This window comes from Pseudomonas sp. IT-P176 (assembly GCF_949767245.1).
Taxonomy (GTDB): Bacteria; Pseudomonadota; Gammaproteobacteria; order Pseudomonadales; family Pseudomonadaceae; genus Aquipseudomonas.
The window spans coordinates 18,879-34,876 of the sequence record NZ_CATKPN010000046.1; the positions used below are offsets into that span (position 1 = coordinate 18,879).

A 15,998-nucleotide genomic window follows, 5' to 3' on the forward strand; every position below is an offset into this window, starting at 1 on the left:
CATGTGTCATAGAGCCCATACGCAAGGCGCAGGATTGACTAAAATCAATATTTGATCAGGTCTCCAGAGCCGCCAGACCAGGCTTTGCAACCCTTTGCAAGCCTTATGGGCCGCAGCCTCGACATGAGGGAGTAGCGCGGCCTGATTTGATCTGGTAAGTTCGCCCGCTTGCAGCCGCAGGGCCGGCAGGTGTCGGTGATGGAGCAATCCTGCGCAATGGATTACAAGAGTAGAGGCGGTCCATTTCATGCCCACCCAAGCAAAGCAACAGGCAAATCAGTCGATCAGCGGCTTCGAACCCTACGTTGAGTCCAAGGGCGAGGAGTACATGGGCAAGCCCATGCGCGCTCACTTCACCAAGATCCTGAACAAGTGGAAACAGGACTTGATGCAGGAAGTCGACCGTACGGTTGACCACATGAAAGACGAAGCGGCCAACTTCCCTGACCCGGCCGACCGTGCCAGCCAGGAAGAAGAATTCAGCCTCGAACTGCGCGCCCGCGACCGCGAGCGCAAGCTGATCAAGAAAATCGACAAGACCCTGCAACTGATCGAAGACGAAGAATACGGTTGGTGCGAGTCGTGCGGCGTCGAAATCGGCATTCGCCGTCTCGAAGCACGTCCTACCGCCGACATGTGCGTCGACTGCAAGACCCTTGCGGAAATCAAGGAAAAGCAGGTCGGCAAGTAATCTCGACCTGAACGAAAAACGGAGCGTGCGAACGCTCCGTTTTTGTTTCTGCCTTTTGCCTTTTGTAGGAGTGAGCCTGCTCGCGATAGCGGTGGGTCGGTCAATATCGGTGTTGAATGTCACACCGCTATCGCGAGCAGGCTCACTCCTACAGGTTGACCTGCGTATAGCCTGAAAAGTAGCTTCGTCTCCATGACTGCCAAAACACCCCCCGACTACATCGGGCGCTTCGCCCCCACGCCCAGTGGCCATCTGCACTTCGGCTCGCTGGTCGCCGCCCTGGCCTCCTACCTCGACGCCCGCTCGGTCGGTGGGCGCTGGCTGCTGCGCATGGAAGACCTTGACCCGCCCCGGGAAGAACCCGGCGCCCAGGTGGCGATTCTCAAGGCCCTGGAAAGTTACGGTTTCGAGTGGGACGGGGAAATGGTCCGACAGAGCGACCGGCACGAGGCCTACGTCGAGGTGCTCAACCGCCTGTTCAATCACGGCCTGGCCTACGCCTGCACCTGCTCGCGCAAACAGCTGGAGCCCTATCACGGCATCTACCCGGGCCTGTGCCGCAACGCCGGCCACCCGAGTGAAAACGCAGCGATCCGCCTGCGTGTACCCGAGTTGGAATACCATTTTAATGACCGTGTGCAAGGCGAATACCGTCAGCACCTGGGTCGCGAGGTCGGCGATTTTGTGATACGTCGCCGCGACGGGCTCTACGCCTATCAATTGGCCGTGGTGCTCGACGATGCCTGGCAAGGCATCACCGACATCGTGCGCGGTGCCGACCTGCTCGACTCCACCCCGCGCCAGCTGTACCTGCAGGAACTGCTCGGCTTGCGCCAGCCGCGCTACCTGCACCTGCCCCTGATTACCCAACCCGATGGCAACAAGCTGGGCAAATCCTACCGTTCGCCTCCGCTGCGCGCAGACCAGGCCACGCCCTTGTTGCTGCGCGCATTGCGAGCCCTGGGGCAAACGCCGCCTGCCGACCTGGACGATGCGACGCCGGCCGAAGTGCTCAAGTGGGGCAGCATCCACTGGGACGCGACGCGGATCCCGCGTACGCCGAGCCTGCCCGAAGCGTTATTACGCTGACTAAGCTTGCAGGTTGGCGCCCATCCGTTACCATCGCCGCACGTTTTCGGGCACGCACACAATAAAGAGAGGCCGGGATGTACATCTATCGCTTGGTCCTGCTGCTGGTAGTGGGGATCTATCTGTTCTCCCCCGCCATCATGGACTGGTGGATCGACGCCACTGGCGCCTGGTATCGCCCGTATCTGCTGTGGCTGATCCTGATCGTCGTGACCTTCATCCTGCAGAGCCAAAAAGATGCCGATGAGCTTTAGCCTGACCCAGATGATCCTGATCAGCGCCGCCTACCTGGCGGTGCTGTTCGGCGTTGCCTGGATCAGCGAACGTGGAATGATCCCACGGGCGATCATTCGCCACCCGCTGACCTACACCCTGTCGCTTGGGGTCTACGCCAGCGCCTGGGCGTTCTACGGCACGGTCGGCCTGGCCTATCAGTACGGCTATGGTTTCCTGTCCAGTTACCTGGGAGTGTCCGGCGCGTTCCTGCTGGCACCGGTGCTGCTGTACCCGATCCTGAAGATCACCCGCACCTATCAGTTGTCGTCCCTGGCCGACCTGTTTGCCTTTCGCTTTCGCAGTACCTGGGCCGGCGCGCTGACCACCATATTCATGCTGATCGGCGTGTTGCCGTTATTGGCCCTGCAGATCCAGGCCGTGGCCGACTCCATCGGCATCCTCACTCGCGAGCCGGTGCAGCATCGCGTGGCACTGAGCTTCTGCGCGCTGATCACCCTGTTCACGATTTTCTTTGGCTCGCGACACATTGCCACCCGGGAGAAACACGAGGGCCTGGTGTTCGCCATTGCCTTCGAGTCAGTGATCAAGCTGATCGCCATTGGTGGCGTTGGCCTGTACGCGCTGTACGGTGTGTTCGACGGTCCGCAACAGCTTGAGTTGTGGCTACTGCAGAACCAGACCGCCCTCGCCGCCCTGCACACACCACTGCAAGAAGGTCCATGGCGCACGCTGTTGCTGGTGTTCTTCGCCTCGGCGATCGTGATGCCGCACATGTACCACATGACCTTCACCGAAAACCTCAACCCGCGCTCCCTGGTCAGTGCCAGCTGGGGCCTGCCGCTGTTCCTGCTGTTGATGAGCCTGGCCGTGCCACTGATTCTCTGGGCCGGGCTGAAACTGGGCGCCACCACCAACCCGGAATACTTCACCCTCGGGATCGGCATCGCCGCCAACAGCAAGGCCCTGGCCCTGCTGGCCTATGTCGGCGGGCTCTCCGCTGCCAGCGGCCTGATCATCGTCACCACCCTGGCGCTGTCCGGGATGGCCTTGAACCACCTGGTGCTGCCGCTGTACCAGCCGCCCGCCGAAGGCAACATCTACCGCTGGCTGAAATGGACCCGCCGCGCGCTGATCGTCGCGATCATCATGGCCGGTTATGGCTTCTACCTGCTGCTGGGCGCCGAGCAGGACCTGGCCAACCTGGGCATCGTGGCCTTTGTCGCCACCTTGCAGTTCCTGCCGGGCGTGTTGTCGGTGCTGTACTGGCCGACCGCCAACCGACGCGGCTTCATCGCCGGGTTGCTGGCAGGCATCCTGGTTTGGCTGGTGACCATGCTGCTGCCGTTGGTAGGCAATCTTCAGGGGTTCTATATCCCGCTGCTGAACATGATCTACGTGCTCGACGATACCAGTTGGCACATGGCGGCCATCGCCTCGCTGGCGGCCAACGTGCTGATGTTCACCCTGATCTCGCTGTTCACCAATGCCAGCACCGAGGAAGCCAGCGCTGCCGAAGCCTGCGCCGTGGACAACGTGCGGCGCCCGCAACGACGCGAGCTGCATGCCGCCTCGCCCCAGGAATTCGCCACCCAACTGGCCAAGCCACTGGGTGCCAAGGCCGCGCAAAAGGAAGTCGAGCAAGCCCTGCGCGATCTGTACCTGCCGTTCGATGAACGGCGGCCCTATGCCCTGCGCCGCCTGCGCGACCGCATCGAAGCCAACCTCTCCGGCCTGATGGGCCCCAGCGTGGCGCAAGACATGGTCGAGACCTTCCTGCCCTACAAGGCCGGCGGCGAAAACTATGTCACCGAAGACATTCACTTCATCGAAAGCCGGCTCGAGGACTATCACTCGCGCCTCACCGGCCTTGCCGCCGAACTCGACGCCCTGCGCCGCTACCACCGCCAGACCCTGCAAGAATTGCCGATGGGCGTCTGTTCGCTGGCCAAGGACCAGGAAATCCTCATGTGGAACAAAGCCATGGAAGAGCTGACCGGCATTGCCGCGCAGCGCGTGGTGGGTTCACGCCTGAGCACCCTGGGCGAGCCGTGGAAGGAACTGCTGCAAGGTTTCATCAACCTGCCCGACGAACACTTGCACAAACAGCACCTGGCCCTCGACGGCCAGACCCGCTGGCTGAACCTGCACAAGGCGGCCATCGACGAACCGCTGGCGCCGGGTAACAGTGGCCTGGTGTTGCTGGTCGAGGACCTGACCGAAACCCAGATGCTCGAAGACAAACTGGTGCACTCCGAACGCCTGGCGAGCATCGGTCGCCTGGCGGCCGGCGTGGCCCATGAAATTGGCAACCCGATCACCGGCATCGCCTGCCTGGCGCAGAACCTGCGCGAAGAGCGGGAAGAAGATGGCGAACTGACCGAAATCAGCGGACAGATTCTCGAGCAGACCAAGCGGGTGTCACGCATCGTGCAGTCGCTGATGAGCTTTGCCCACGCCGGCAGCCACCAGCACAATGACGAGCCGGTGTGCCTGGCCGAGGTGGCGCAGGATGCCATTGGTCTGCTGGCGCTGAACCGACGCAACTTCGAAGTGCAGTTCTTCAACCTGTGCGATCCCGAGCACTGGGTCGTGGGTGACCCACAGCGGCTCGCCCAGGTCCTGATCAACCTGCTGTCCAACGCCCGCGATGCAACACCGGCCGGCAGTGCGGTGCGGGTAAAAAGCGAAGCCAGCGAACACACGGTCGACCTGATCGTGGAAGACGAAGGCAGTGGCATCCCGGCGAACATCAAGGACCGCTTGTTCGAACCTTTCTTTACCACCAAGGATCCTGGCGAAGGCACCGGTCTGGGCCTTGCACTGGTCTATTCCATCGTTGAAGAGCATTATGGACAAATCACCATCGACAGCCCGGCTGACATCCAAAGCCAACGCGGCACCCGTATCCGGGTGACCTTACCGCGTCATGTCGAAGCGACGTCCGCTGTGAACTGAGACCGTCGAGAGAATCGAATCAATGCCGCACATTTTGATCGTCGAAGACGAAACCATTATCCGCTCCGCCTTGCGCCGCCTGCTGGAACGTAACCAGTACCAGGTCAGCGAAGCCGGTTCAGTGCAGGAAGCACAAGAACGCTTCAGCATTCCCACGTTCGACCTGATTGTCAGCGACCTGCGCCTGCCCGGCGCTCCGGGGACTGAACTGATCAAGCTCGGCCAGGGCACGCCAGTGCTGATCATGACCAGCTACGCCAGCCTGCGCTCGGCGGTGGACTCGATGAAGATGGGCGCGGTGGACTACATCGCCAAGCCTTTCGACCACGACGAAATGCTCCAGGCCGTCGCACGCATCCTGCGTGACCGACAGACGGCACAGAGCACCGCCAATGAGCGACCGGCCGGCAAGGTCGCCAATGGCAGCGACAAGCCAGGGCTCGACAACAGCAACGGCGAGATCGGCATCATCGGCTCCTGCCCACCGATGCAGGACCTCTACAGCAAGATCCGCAAAGTCGCGCCAACCGATTCCAATGTGCTGATCCAGGGTGAGTCCGGGACCGGCAAGGAGCTGGTGGCCCGCGCCCTGCACAACCTGTCCAAGCGTGCCAAGGCGCCGATGATCTCGGTGAACTGCGCGGCCATTCCGGAAAGCCTGATCGAGTCCGAACTGTTCGGCCACGAGAAAGGCGCCTTTACCGGTGCCAGCGCCGGACGTGCCGGCCTGGTGGAAGCGGCGGACGGCGGGACCCTGTTCCTCGACGAGATCGGCGAACTGCCACTGGAAGCCCAGGCGCGCCTGCTGCGCGTATTGCAGGAAGGCGAGATCCGCCGTGTCGGCTCGGTGCAGTCGCAAAAAGTCGACGTGCGCCTGATCGCGGCCACTCACCGCGACCTCAAGAGCCTGGCGAAAATCGGCCAGTTCCGTGAAGACCTGTTTTACCGCCTCCACGTGATCGCCCTGAAACTGCCGGCATTGCGCGAACGCGGTGCCGACGTCAACGAAATCGCCAATGCCTTCCTTGCACGCCAGAGTGCGCGGGTCAATCGTACCGACCTGAAGTTCGCCCCTGACGCCGAGCAGGCGATTCGTCATTACAGCTGGCCGGGCAACGTGCGCGAACTGGAAAACGCCGTCGAGCGTGCCGTGATCCTGTGCGAGAGCCCGGAAATATCTGCCGAGCTGCTGGGCATCGACATCGAACTCAGTGACCTGGAAGAAGACGAGTTCATTGGCCTGGCACCGCATCAGGGCAGCACCAGCAACGCCAGCCACGAGCCGACCGAAGACCTGTCCCTGGAAGACTACTTCCAGCACTTCGTCCTCGAACACCAGGACCACATGACGGAAACCGAACTGGCCCGCAAGCTGGGGGTCAGCCGTAAATGCCTGTGGGAACGCCGCCAACGCCTGGGTATCCCGCGGCGCAAGACCGGGGTAACCAGCGAGGGCTGAACGTTACCTGTCGACTGTGCAGGTAACAGCTGAAAATGTGAAAAAACTGTTACCGCAGCTTTTTTCGTAACAAAAGCCGGGGCTTAAGGTAACGAAACCCCGGTTTTTTTTCGCCTCGAATAAAGCCCTCTGCCTGGCTAACCCCTTGTTTTACTGGGGATCGCAAAAGTTGGCACGGCTTCTGCTATATGTTTGGTACAAGAACAATAACAAGCAATGCACAAGACAATAAAAATAAGACGAATCGACTCACGCACAATAAAAACAAGACGGCGAGAGGCGTAGCTAACTGATTCTTTTGGAGAGGCGTTGTATTTGGGGCTTGCCCCACAACCAGGCCGAGAACAACAAAAACTGCCCTAAGGCAGAGCCTGAACTGGTTGGATCGATAGATCATTGCAACACAGCGATCAAAGCAATCCGTTTGCTCTTGGCTCCCGATTGGGAGGGTCATGCAGGGAAAACCTCATGACATGGGCGCGACACAAAAACAAGAAGCCCGAAACCCATAATAAAAATAGAGCACGCAACTACTTCTTGGGGAGCTTCGGCTCCCCTTGTAGTTTCTGCCGTTTAGCCGACTGACACTGCACAATTCCCGCCTTCACGACGGCTTCGCCGGCGAACACTGCTTCGCATGGCTCGACAGCTGCTACAGAGAACCGCGCAGCTTCCTACACCATCCCTCGACTAAATGCTAGAATCCCGGCCCATCATGCGGTCATTCTTGGTTATGGCCGAACATTCCTTCAAACAGTGCATCCCATGCTGAAGAAGCTGTTCCAGTCATTCCGTTCTCCCAAGCGTCATACGCAACACATTCGCAGCACGCCTGAAGTGCTCAACAGCGGCCAACATTCGCTGCAAAAGGGCCAATTCAGCCGTTACGCAGTGAATATCGTCGAGCGCCTGCAGAACGCCGGTTACCAGGCTTACCTGGTCGGTGGCTGTGTGCGTGACATGTTGCTTGGCATCACGCCCAAAGATTTCGACGTCGCCACCAGTGCCACACCAGAACAGGTTCGCGCCGAGTTTCGTAACGCGCGCATCATTGGCCGTCGCTTCAAGTTGGTGCACATCCACTTTGGCCGCGAAATTATCGAAGTGGCGACCTTCCGCGCCAATCACCCGCAAAACGACGAAGAGGAAGACAGCAACCAGTCCTCGCGTAACGAAAGCGGGCGCATTTTGCGCGACAACGTCTACGGCACCCTGGAAGAAGACGCGCAACGTCGCGACTTCACCATCAATGCCCTGTACTACGATCCGGTCAGTGAGCGCATCCTCGACTACGCCAACGGCGTACACGATATTCGCAACCACCTGATCCGCCTGATCGGCGACCCGACCCAGCGCTACCAGGAAGACCCGGTACGCATGCTGCGAGCGGTGCGTTTTGCCGCCAAGCTGAACTTCGGTATCGAGAAGCACACGGCCGCACCGATCCGCGACCTGGCCCCCATGCTGCGGGAAATCCCGTCGGCACGCCTGTTCGAAGAAGTGTTGAAGCTGTTCCTTTCGGGGCATGCCGCTGACACCTTTGAAATGCTGGTCGACCTGCAATTGTTCGATCCATTGTTCCCGGCCAGCGCCGATGCACTGGAGCACAACCCGACCTATACCCACACCCTGATCAGTGAAGCGCTGATCAACACCGACCTGCGGATCAAGCAGAACAAGCCGGTGACCCCAGCCTTCCTGTTCGCCGCCCTGCTGTGGCCCGCGCTGCCGGCCCGGGTCCTGCGCTTGCAGGACCGTGGCATGCCGCCGATCCCGGCCATGCAGGAAGCCGCTCACGAACTGATCGCCGAGCAGTGCCAACGGATTGCCATTCCCAAACGTTTCACCATGCCGATCCGCGAGATCTGGGACATGCAGGAACGCCTGCCCCGCCGCAGCGGCAAACGCGCCGACCTGCTGCTGGACAACCCACGCTTCCGTGCCGGCTACGACTTCCTGCTGCTGCGCGAAAGCGCCGGCGAACAGACCAACGGCCTGGGCGAATGGTGGACGGACTATCAGGACGCCAACGACAGCGAACGCCGGGACATGATTCGCGACCTCAGCGGCAAGGATGAAAGTGCCGGCGCAGCCCCACGCAAACGTCGCCGCACCGGTGGTGCCAAGCGCAAACGTGCCGCTGACGGCACGAGCGCTTCAGGCGAGTAAGTCGATGGAACGCATCTACATCGGCATGGGCAGCAACCTCGCGGCCCCGCAAGAGCAACTGCGCAGCGCTGTACAGGCGTTGATGCAGTTGCCCAAGACCCAACTGACCGGGGTCTCGGCCTTCTATCAAAGCGACTCCCTGCTGCCAGGCCAGCCTCGCTACACCAACGCCGTAGCGGCGCTGGAGAGTGCCCTCGCGCCCCTCGAGCTGCTCGATGCGCTGCAAACCATCGAAAACCAGCAAGGCCGCGAACGCCTTGAGCGCTGGGGTCCGCGCACCCTCGACCTGGACATCCTGCTGTTCGGCGACCGCCTCATCGACGAGCCACGCCTCAAGGTCCCCCACTACCAGATGCAGGAACGGGCCTTTGTGCTCTACCCCCTGGCTGAGCTGGCCCCCGCCCAGTTGGAACTGGCGGACGGCCGTCGCTTGAGCGACCTGCTGGCAGCCTGCCCGTTTGTCGGCCTGGATCGCCTGGCCACCGGCGATTAATCCTACAGAGCGCACCGCACTCTGCTGAATCGCATCAGTAACGCCGGTAACACCCAGGCGGTAACACATCCAATTGACTTCCCGAGTTCTCATCACGACTATAGGCGTCCCGCTGCCGCCAACCCGGCACCAAGGGCGCAATCCAGGCTTTTCAAGCACGACAAAAGACCGTGCGCCTGAGTCCATGAAGAATCACGCGCGTTACTCGCAGTAGTTTTCCAAGCGCCTGAACGAGGATCCTTTTCATGCCAGCTATTACTCTCACCACCCTGCAGTCCCTGAAGCAGAAAGGTGAAAAGATCACCATGCTGACCTGCTACGACGCTACTTTTGCCCACGCCTGCAATGAGGCCGGTGTTGAAGTGTTACTGGTGGGCGACTCCCTTGGTATGGTGTTGCAAGGCCATGACAGCACCCTACCCGTCACGACGGCCGAGATGGCGTACCACGTGGCCTGCGTCAAGCGCGGCAACACTGATGCACTGATCCTCGCCGACCTGCCGTTCATGGCCAATGCGACGACCGAGCAAACCATGATCAACAGCGCCCAGCTGATGCAGGCCGGCGCGCACATGGTCAAGGTCGAGGGCGCACTGTGGCTGGCCGATTCGATTCGCTTGCTGGCCGAGCGCGGGGTTCCGGTGTGCGCGCACATGGGCCTGACACCGCAGGCGGTGAACATCCTGGGCGGCTATAAGGTCCAGGGTCGCAACGAGAACCAGGCACGGCAGATGCGTGCCGACGCCATTGCCCTGGAACAGGCCGGTGTCTCGATGCTGTTGCTCGAATGTGTGCCAAGCGAACTGGCCCTGGAAATCTCCCAGGCGGTGAAGATCCCGGTGATCGGCATCGGTGCCGGCAGCGGTACCGACGGCCAGGTGTTGGTGCTGCACGACATGCTCGGCCTGTCGCTGACCGGCCGCGCACCCAAGTTCGTGAAGAACTTCATGGCCGGCCAAGAGAGCATCCAGGCGGCCCTCAGCGCTTACGTCACGCAAGTCAAAGCAGTGACCTTCCCGGGTGCTGAACACGGATTTTCTGCATGATCACCGTCAACACCGTACTTGAACTGCGTGCCGCGGTCGCCCGCGCGCGCAGCGAAGGCAAGCGCATCGGCTTCGTCCCGACCATGGGCAACCTGCACAGCGGCCACATGGCCCTGGTCACCAAGGCCGCCCAGCAGGTGGATTTCGTAGTCGCGAGTATCTTTGTCAACCCGCTGCAGTTCGGTGCGGGCGAAGACCTGGATAAGTACCCGCGGACCCTGGCCGGCGATCAGGAACAACTGCTGCAAGCCGGTTGCCACTTGCTGTTTGCGCCGACCGTCGAGGAAATGTACCCCGACGGTATGTCCGGCCAGACCCGCGTCAGTGTCCCCAACCTGGCAGAAGGCTTGTGCGGCGCCAGCCGTCCCGGGCATTTCGAAGGCGTGGCGACGGTAGTCAGCAAGCTGTTCAACATGGTCCAGCCGGACCTCGCAGTGTTCGGCCAGAAAGACTTCCAGCAACTGGCGGTGATCCGCGCACTGGTGCATGACCTCAACATGCCGATCCAGATCATTGGCGAGCCGACTGTACGCGCCGCCGATGGCCTGGCCCTATCGTCGCGCAATGGCTTCCTCGATGAGCAACAACGGGCCGTGGCACCCGTGGTGTATCGCACCCTGAAAGGCATTGCCGACGCCATCGAGCAGGGTCGACGCGATTATCCGGCGTTGCTCCAGGCGCAGCTCCAGCAACTTGAAGCGGCTGGATTGCGGCCTGATTACCTGGAGATTCGCCACGCACAAAACCTGCGCCCGGCGACCCCCGAAGATCGCGACCTGGTGATCCTGGTGGCTGCCTTCCTCGGCACCACCCGCCTGATCGACAACCTGCACCTGAACCTCGATACCCCCGCCTAAACCCCGCACTTCCCCTTGTAGGAGCGAGCCTGCTCGCGATGACGGCATGTCAGTCAATGAGATGTAGAATCTGACGGCCTCATCGCGAGCAAGCTCGCTCCCACCACAAAGCCAAGACAGATACCCCCCTCAAGGTTTACTGTTGTCGGCCTGCGTTTTTTAATCATGTCTTCGTAGTTTTACCGGATAATATCTGCCGCCCGGCAGGATGTTCCGGGCTTTTCAGTGTCCTAAAGGCAGTTCAAGTAAAAGGAAACCCGCAGCGATGGCGTACTACCGCAACCCTCAAGACGTTACCGCTCTGCCAGCCTGGCAGGCGCTGAATGATCACCGCCAAGCCATGCAGGATTTCAGCATGCGTGAAGCGTTTAATGCCGACCCGCAGCGTTTCACCCAGTTCACCCTGAGCAGCTGTGGACTGTTCCTCGACTACTCGAAAAACCTGATCAACGAGCAAACCCGCAACCTGCTGGTGGGCCTGGCGAATGAAGCCGGCCTGCAGGACGCCATCAAGGCCTTGTTCAGCGGCGAAATCGTCAACGCTTCCGAAGGCCGCCCAGCGCTGCACACTGCCCTGCGTCGTCCGGTGGGCGACAAGCTGTCGGTCAACGGCGTCAACGTGATGCCGGAAGTGCACAAGGTGCTGAACCAGATCACCGACATGGTCGGGCGTATCCATGACGGCCTGTGGCGCGGCTACACTGAAAAACCGATCACCGACGTGGTGAACATCGGTATCGGCGGCTCGTTCCTCGGCCCGGAGCTGGTCTCCGAAGCCCTGCTGTCCTACGCCCAGAAAGGCGTGCGCTGCCACTACCTGGCGAACATCGACGGCAGTGAGTTCCACGAGCTGGCCCAGAAGCTGCGCGCCGAGACCACGCTGTTCATCGTTTCTTCGAAATCCTTCAACACCCTCGAAACCCTGAAAAACGCCCAGGCCGCTCGCGCCTGGTACCTGGCCCAGGGTGGCTCGGAAGCCGAGCTGTATCGCCACTTCATCGCGGTCTCGAGCAACAACGCGGCCGCCGTGGCTTTCGGCATTCGCGAAGAAAACATCTTCCCGATGTGGGACTGGGTTGGCGGTCGTTACTCGCTGTGGTCGGCCATCGGCCTGCCGATTGCCCTGGCGATCGGCATGTCCAACTTCAAGGAACTACTGTCCGGTGCCTACACCATGGACCAGCACTTCCAGAGCGCACCGTTCGAACAGAACATGCCGGTGCTGCTAGCCTTGCTGGGCGTGTGGTACGGCAACTTCTGGGGCGCACAGAGCCACGCGATCCTGCCGTACGACCACTACCTGCGCAACATCACCAAGCACCTGCAACAACTGGACATGGAATCCAACGGCAAGAGCGTGCGCCAGGACGGTACGCCCGTGTCCACCGATACCGGTCCGGTGATCTGGGGCGGCGTAGGTTGCAACGGTCAGCACGCCTACCACCAGTTGCTGCACCAGGGCACCCAACTGATCCCGGCCGACTTCATCGTGCCGATCGTCAGCTTCAACCCGGTAGCGGACCACCATCAGTGGCTGTACGCCAACTGCCTGTCGCAAAGCCAGGCGCTGATGCTCGGCAAGACCCTGGGCGAAGCGCAAGCCGAGCTGCGTGACAAGGGCATGAGCGAAGAGCAGATCGAGAAACTCGCGCCGCACAAGGTGATCCCGGGCAACCGTCCGAGCAATACCCTGGTGGTCGAGCGCATCAGCCCACGACGCCTCGGCGCACTGGTCGCGATGTACGAACACAAGGTCTTCGTGCAGAGCGTTATCTGGGGCATCAACGCGTTCGACCAATGGGGCGTGGAGCTGGGCAAGGAACTGGGCAAAGGCGTCTACAACCGTCTGGTGGGCAGCGAAGAAGCCCCCGCCGACGATGCCTCGACCCAGGGCTTGATCAACTACTTCCGCGGGCGTCACCGCGGCTGATCTGAAGCCCCGCTACTACCCCTGTGGGAGCGAGCTTGCTCCCACAGGGGTAGTAGCGCATGACTTGAACCCATTGATCACTCGGCGCATCTTTATCTCTTGTGGCCAAGACAAGAATAAGGAACCGTCATGTTCGATATCAGCACATTCCCCAAAGCCGATGCCGTCCGCCGGGCTGGGCAATTAAGTCAGGACGACTATCAACGCCTGTACCGCCAGTCCATCGATCATCCCGATAGCTTCTGGGCCGAACAGGCCAGGCAATTTCTCGACTGGTCCCAGCCCTGGCAGACCGTCCAGCGCTGCGATATCAAGACTGGCCAAGCCCAATGGTTCGTCGGCGGCCAGCTCAACGTCAGCTACAACTGCATCGACCGTCACCTGGCCACACGCAGTCAACAGACCGCGATCATCTGGGAAGGCGACGACCCCGCTGACTCGCAACAGATCACCTACCAACAACTGCATGACCACGTCTGCCGCCTGGCCAACGTGCTGAAAAGCCGCGGCGTGAAAAAAGGCGACCGGGTGTGCATCTACATGCCGATGATCCCTGAAGCCGCCTACGCGATGCTCGCCTGCTCGCGCATCGGTGCCGTGCATTCGGTGGTGTTCGGCGGATTTTCCCCGGACTCGCTGCGCGACCGCATCCTCGATGCCGACTGCCGCACAGTCATCACCGCCAACGAAGGCGTGCGCGGCGGCAAGAGCGTGCCGCTCAAACACAACGTCGACCAGGCCCTGCTCAGTTGCCCCGCTGTCGGTACGGTGATCGTGGTCCAGCGCACCCAGGGCCAGGTCAATTGGCAGGAGGGCCGCGACCTCTGGTTTCACCAGGCCGTGCACGATGCCAGCGCACAGTGCCCGCCCCAGCCGATGGACGCCGAGGACCCGCTATTCATTCTCTACACCTCCGGCAGCACCGGTAAACCCAAGGGCGTGCTGCACACCACCGGGGGCTATCTGCTGCAAGCAGCGATGACCTTCAAGTACGTGCTCGACTACCGCGACGGCGAAGTATTCTGGTGCACCGCCGATGTCGGCTGGGTCACCGGCCACAGCTACATCGTCTATGGCCCGCTGGCCAACGGCGCCACCACCCTGATCTTCGAAGGCGTGCCCAACTACCCCAACAGCTCGCGTTTCTGGCACGTCATCGACAAACACCAGGTCAACATCTTCTACACCGCCCCCACCGCGTTGCGCGCCTTGATGCGTGAAGGCTCCGCGCCCTTGCAGGACAGCTCGCGCAGCAGCCTGCGCCTGCTGGGCAGCGTCGGCGAACCGATCAACCCGGAAGCCTGGGAATGGTATTTCAATGCCGTCGGCGAACAACGCTGCCCGATCGTCGACACTTGGTGGCAGACCGAAACCGGCGGCATCATGCTCAGCCCGCTGGTCAGCGCACAACGGATCAAACCCGGTTGCGCCACACAACCAATGTTCGGTGTACAGCCGGTGCTGCTCGATGAGCAAGGCCAGGAAATCAGCGGCCCCGGCAGTGGCGTACTGGCGCTCAAGTCCAGCTGGCCGGCGCAGATCCGCAGCGTCTACGGCGACCCGCAGCGAATGCTCGATACCTACTTCAAGCCCTACCCCGGCTACTACTTCACCGGTGACGGCGCTCGCCGGGATGAGGACGGCGATTACTGGATCACCGGGCGCATCGACGATGTGATCAACGTTTCCGGGCACCGGATCGGCACCGCCGAAGTCGAAAGCGCCCTGGTGCTGCACGACAGCATTGCCGAGGCGGCGGTGGTCGGTTACCCCCACGACGTCAAAGGCCAGGGCATCTACGCCTTCGTTACCCCGATGAACGGCATCGAGCCCGACGCAGCCCTGAAACAACAATTGCTGGCCCATGTCAGCAAGGAAATCGGCAGCTTCGCCAAGCCGGACCTGATCCAGTGGGCGCCGGCCTTGCCGAAAACCCGCTCAGGCAAGATCATGCGGCGTATCTTGCGCAAGATCGCCTGCAATGAGCTCGACAGCCTCGGCGACACCTCGACCCTGGCTGACCCGAGTGTGGTCGCGGGGCTGATCGACAAGCGCCTGAATCAATGAGTCCGCTGCGGCCGGTGGGCCGCAGCCTTTTTCTGCTGTCGCCAACGAGTTGTCATGGAATTCATCCGTACCCGCATTGAAACCCAGATCATGAGCCTGAGCGGACTGTCCCTGGGCAAGCTCGACCTGGAGAACCCCAAGGGCGATCCCGGCCTGTTCGGCCCCGACTCGGTGAGCTGGCAGGTCCACGGGGACTTCAGCAGCATGCTCATCGGCGGCATCAGTGCCTTGATGCTGCAAGCCTTGCACCCGCTGGCGCTGGCCGGGGTCTGGGACCATTCGAACTTTCGCCAGGACATGCTCGGGCGCCTGCGCCGCACCGGGCAGTTCATCTCCGGCACCACCTTCGGCTCACGGCAGGACGCCGAGTGGCTGATCGAAAAAGTGCGCACCATCCACCTGCAAGTGGTCGGCACCGCCCCCGATGGCCGAGCCTACGCCGCCAGCGACCCGGACCTGCTGACCTGGGTGCACGTGGCCGAAGTCAGCAACTTTCTCGCCGCTCACCTGCGCTACCGCAATCCGCATCTCTCAGGCGCCGACCAGGACCGCTACTACGCCGAGATCGCGCTGGTCGCTGAGCGTCTGGGCGCCCGTGAGGTGCCGCGTTCGCGCCAGCAAGTCGCCGACTACCTGCAACGGATCCGTCCACAACTGCTGTGCGACGAACGCAGTCGGGAAGTATTGCGCCTGCTGTTGAACGCCCCCGCCCCCAGTCGTCTCGCCAAACCTTTCGGCGGGCTGATGATGCAGGCCGGGATCGACCTGCTGCCGGACTGGGCCAGCGCCATGCTCGACGTCAGCCAGAGCGCACTGCAACGCCAACTGATCCGCGCCAGCATCAACCGCAGTGCGCCGATGCTGCGCTGGGCGGTGCGTAATGGCTCGGTGCAGCGCGCCAAGCGACGTATGGGGCTGTTGTAGGTCCGGGAGCAAACGTGCTCGCACCTCCAGAGAAGCCCCATAGCTGTTAAACTCTCGCGCCCAATTCCCCCTGCAAGGCGC

12 protein-coding genes are annotated in these 15,998 nt (G+C 61.5%); all 12 read left to right on the forward strand.

What is annotated here, in order from left to right; all coding sequences use genetic code 11:
• The first annotated feature begins 247 nt into the window (after positions 1-247).
• Positions 248-691, forward strand: coding sequence for an RNA polymerase-binding protein DksA (gene dksA, locus ACM6IP_RS12715; protein WP_095166579.1), 444 nt, complete (start codon positions 248-250; stop codon positions 689-691).
• Between the two features lie 192 nt (positions 692-883).
• Complete coding sequence (gene gluQRS / locus ACM6IP_RS12720) at positions 884-1,780, forward strand: tRNA glutamyl-Q(34) synthetase GluQRS (protein WP_095166577.1); 897 nt, start codon at positions 884-886, stop codon at positions 1,778-1,780.
• Positions 1,781-1,857: 77 nt separating this feature from the next.
• Entirely contained in the window at positions 1,858-2,034 is a 177-nt protein-coding gene (locus tag ACM6IP_RS12725) for a hypothetical protein (protein ID WP_003176118.1), read from the forward strand.
• Positions 2,018-4,972 (forward strand): sensor histidine kinase, encoded by a 2,955-nt coding sequence (locus tag ACM6IP_RS12730; protein WP_162530212.1) that lies wholly within the window; start codon positions 2,018-2,020, stop codon positions 4,970-4,972. The genes ACM6IP_RS12725 and ACM6IP_RS12730 overlap by 17 nt, the downstream gene beginning before the upstream one ends.
• Positions 4,973-4,994: 22 nt before the next feature.
• Positions 4,995-6,431 carry a sigma-54-dependent transcriptional regulator gene (locus ACM6IP_RS12735; protein ID WP_095166573.1) on the forward strand — a complete coding sequence of 479 codons (1,437 nt, stop codon included), beginning with the start codon at positions 4,995-4,997 and terminating at the stop codon, positions 6,429-6,431.
• Between the two features lie 765 nt (positions 6,432-7,196).
• Positions 7,197-8,600, forward strand: a complete 1,404-nt coding sequence (locus ACM6IP_RS12740; protein ID WP_095166571.1) for a polynucleotide adenylyltransferase PcnB — start codon at positions 7,197-7,199, stop codon at positions 8,598-8,600.
• 4 nt (positions 8,601-8,604) lie between these two features.
• Positions 8,605-9,093, forward strand: a complete 489-nt coding sequence (folK, locus tag ACM6IP_RS12745) for a 2-amino-4-hydroxy-6-hydroxymethyldihydropteridine diphosphokinase (RefSeq protein WP_414861616.1) — start codon at positions 8,605-8,607, stop codon at positions 9,091-9,093.
• A gap of 245 nt (positions 9,094-9,338) precedes the next feature.
• A complete protein-coding gene (gene panB, locus ACM6IP_RS12750) occupies positions 9,339-10,139 on the forward strand; it encodes a 3-methyl-2-oxobutanoate hydroxymethyltransferase (RefSeq protein ID WP_159998007.1) in 801 nt (266 codons plus the stop codon).
• Positions 10,136-10,996, forward strand: coding sequence for a pantoate--beta-alanine ligase (gene panC / locus ACM6IP_RS12755; RefSeq protein ID WP_095166565.1), 861 nt, complete (start codon positions 10,136-10,138; stop codon positions 10,994-10,996). Before panB ends, panC begins: the two co-directional genes overlap by 4 nt.
• A 265-nt stretch (positions 10,997-11,261) precedes the next feature.
• Positions 11,262-12,926 (forward strand): glucose-6-phosphate isomerase, encoded by a 1,665-nt coding sequence (gene pgi, locus ACM6IP_RS12760; protein WP_095166563.1) that lies wholly within the window; start codon positions 11,262-11,264, stop codon positions 12,924-12,926.
• A gap of 129 nt (positions 12,927-13,055) precedes the next feature.
• Positions 13,056-14,993: an acetate--CoA ligase gene (gene acs / locus ACM6IP_RS12765; RefSeq protein WP_414861617.1), complete on the forward strand. Its 1,938-nt coding sequence runs from the start codon at positions 13,056-13,058 to the stop codon at positions 14,991-14,993.
• Between the two features lie 54 nt (positions 14,994-15,047).
• Positions 15,048-15,917 carry an oxygenase MpaB family protein gene (locus tag ACM6IP_RS12770; RefSeq protein WP_095166559.1) on the forward strand — a complete coding sequence of 290 codons (870 nt, stop codon included), beginning with the start codon at positions 15,048-15,050 and terminating at the stop codon, positions 15,915-15,917.
• Positions 15,918-15,998: the final 81 nt, after the last annotated feature.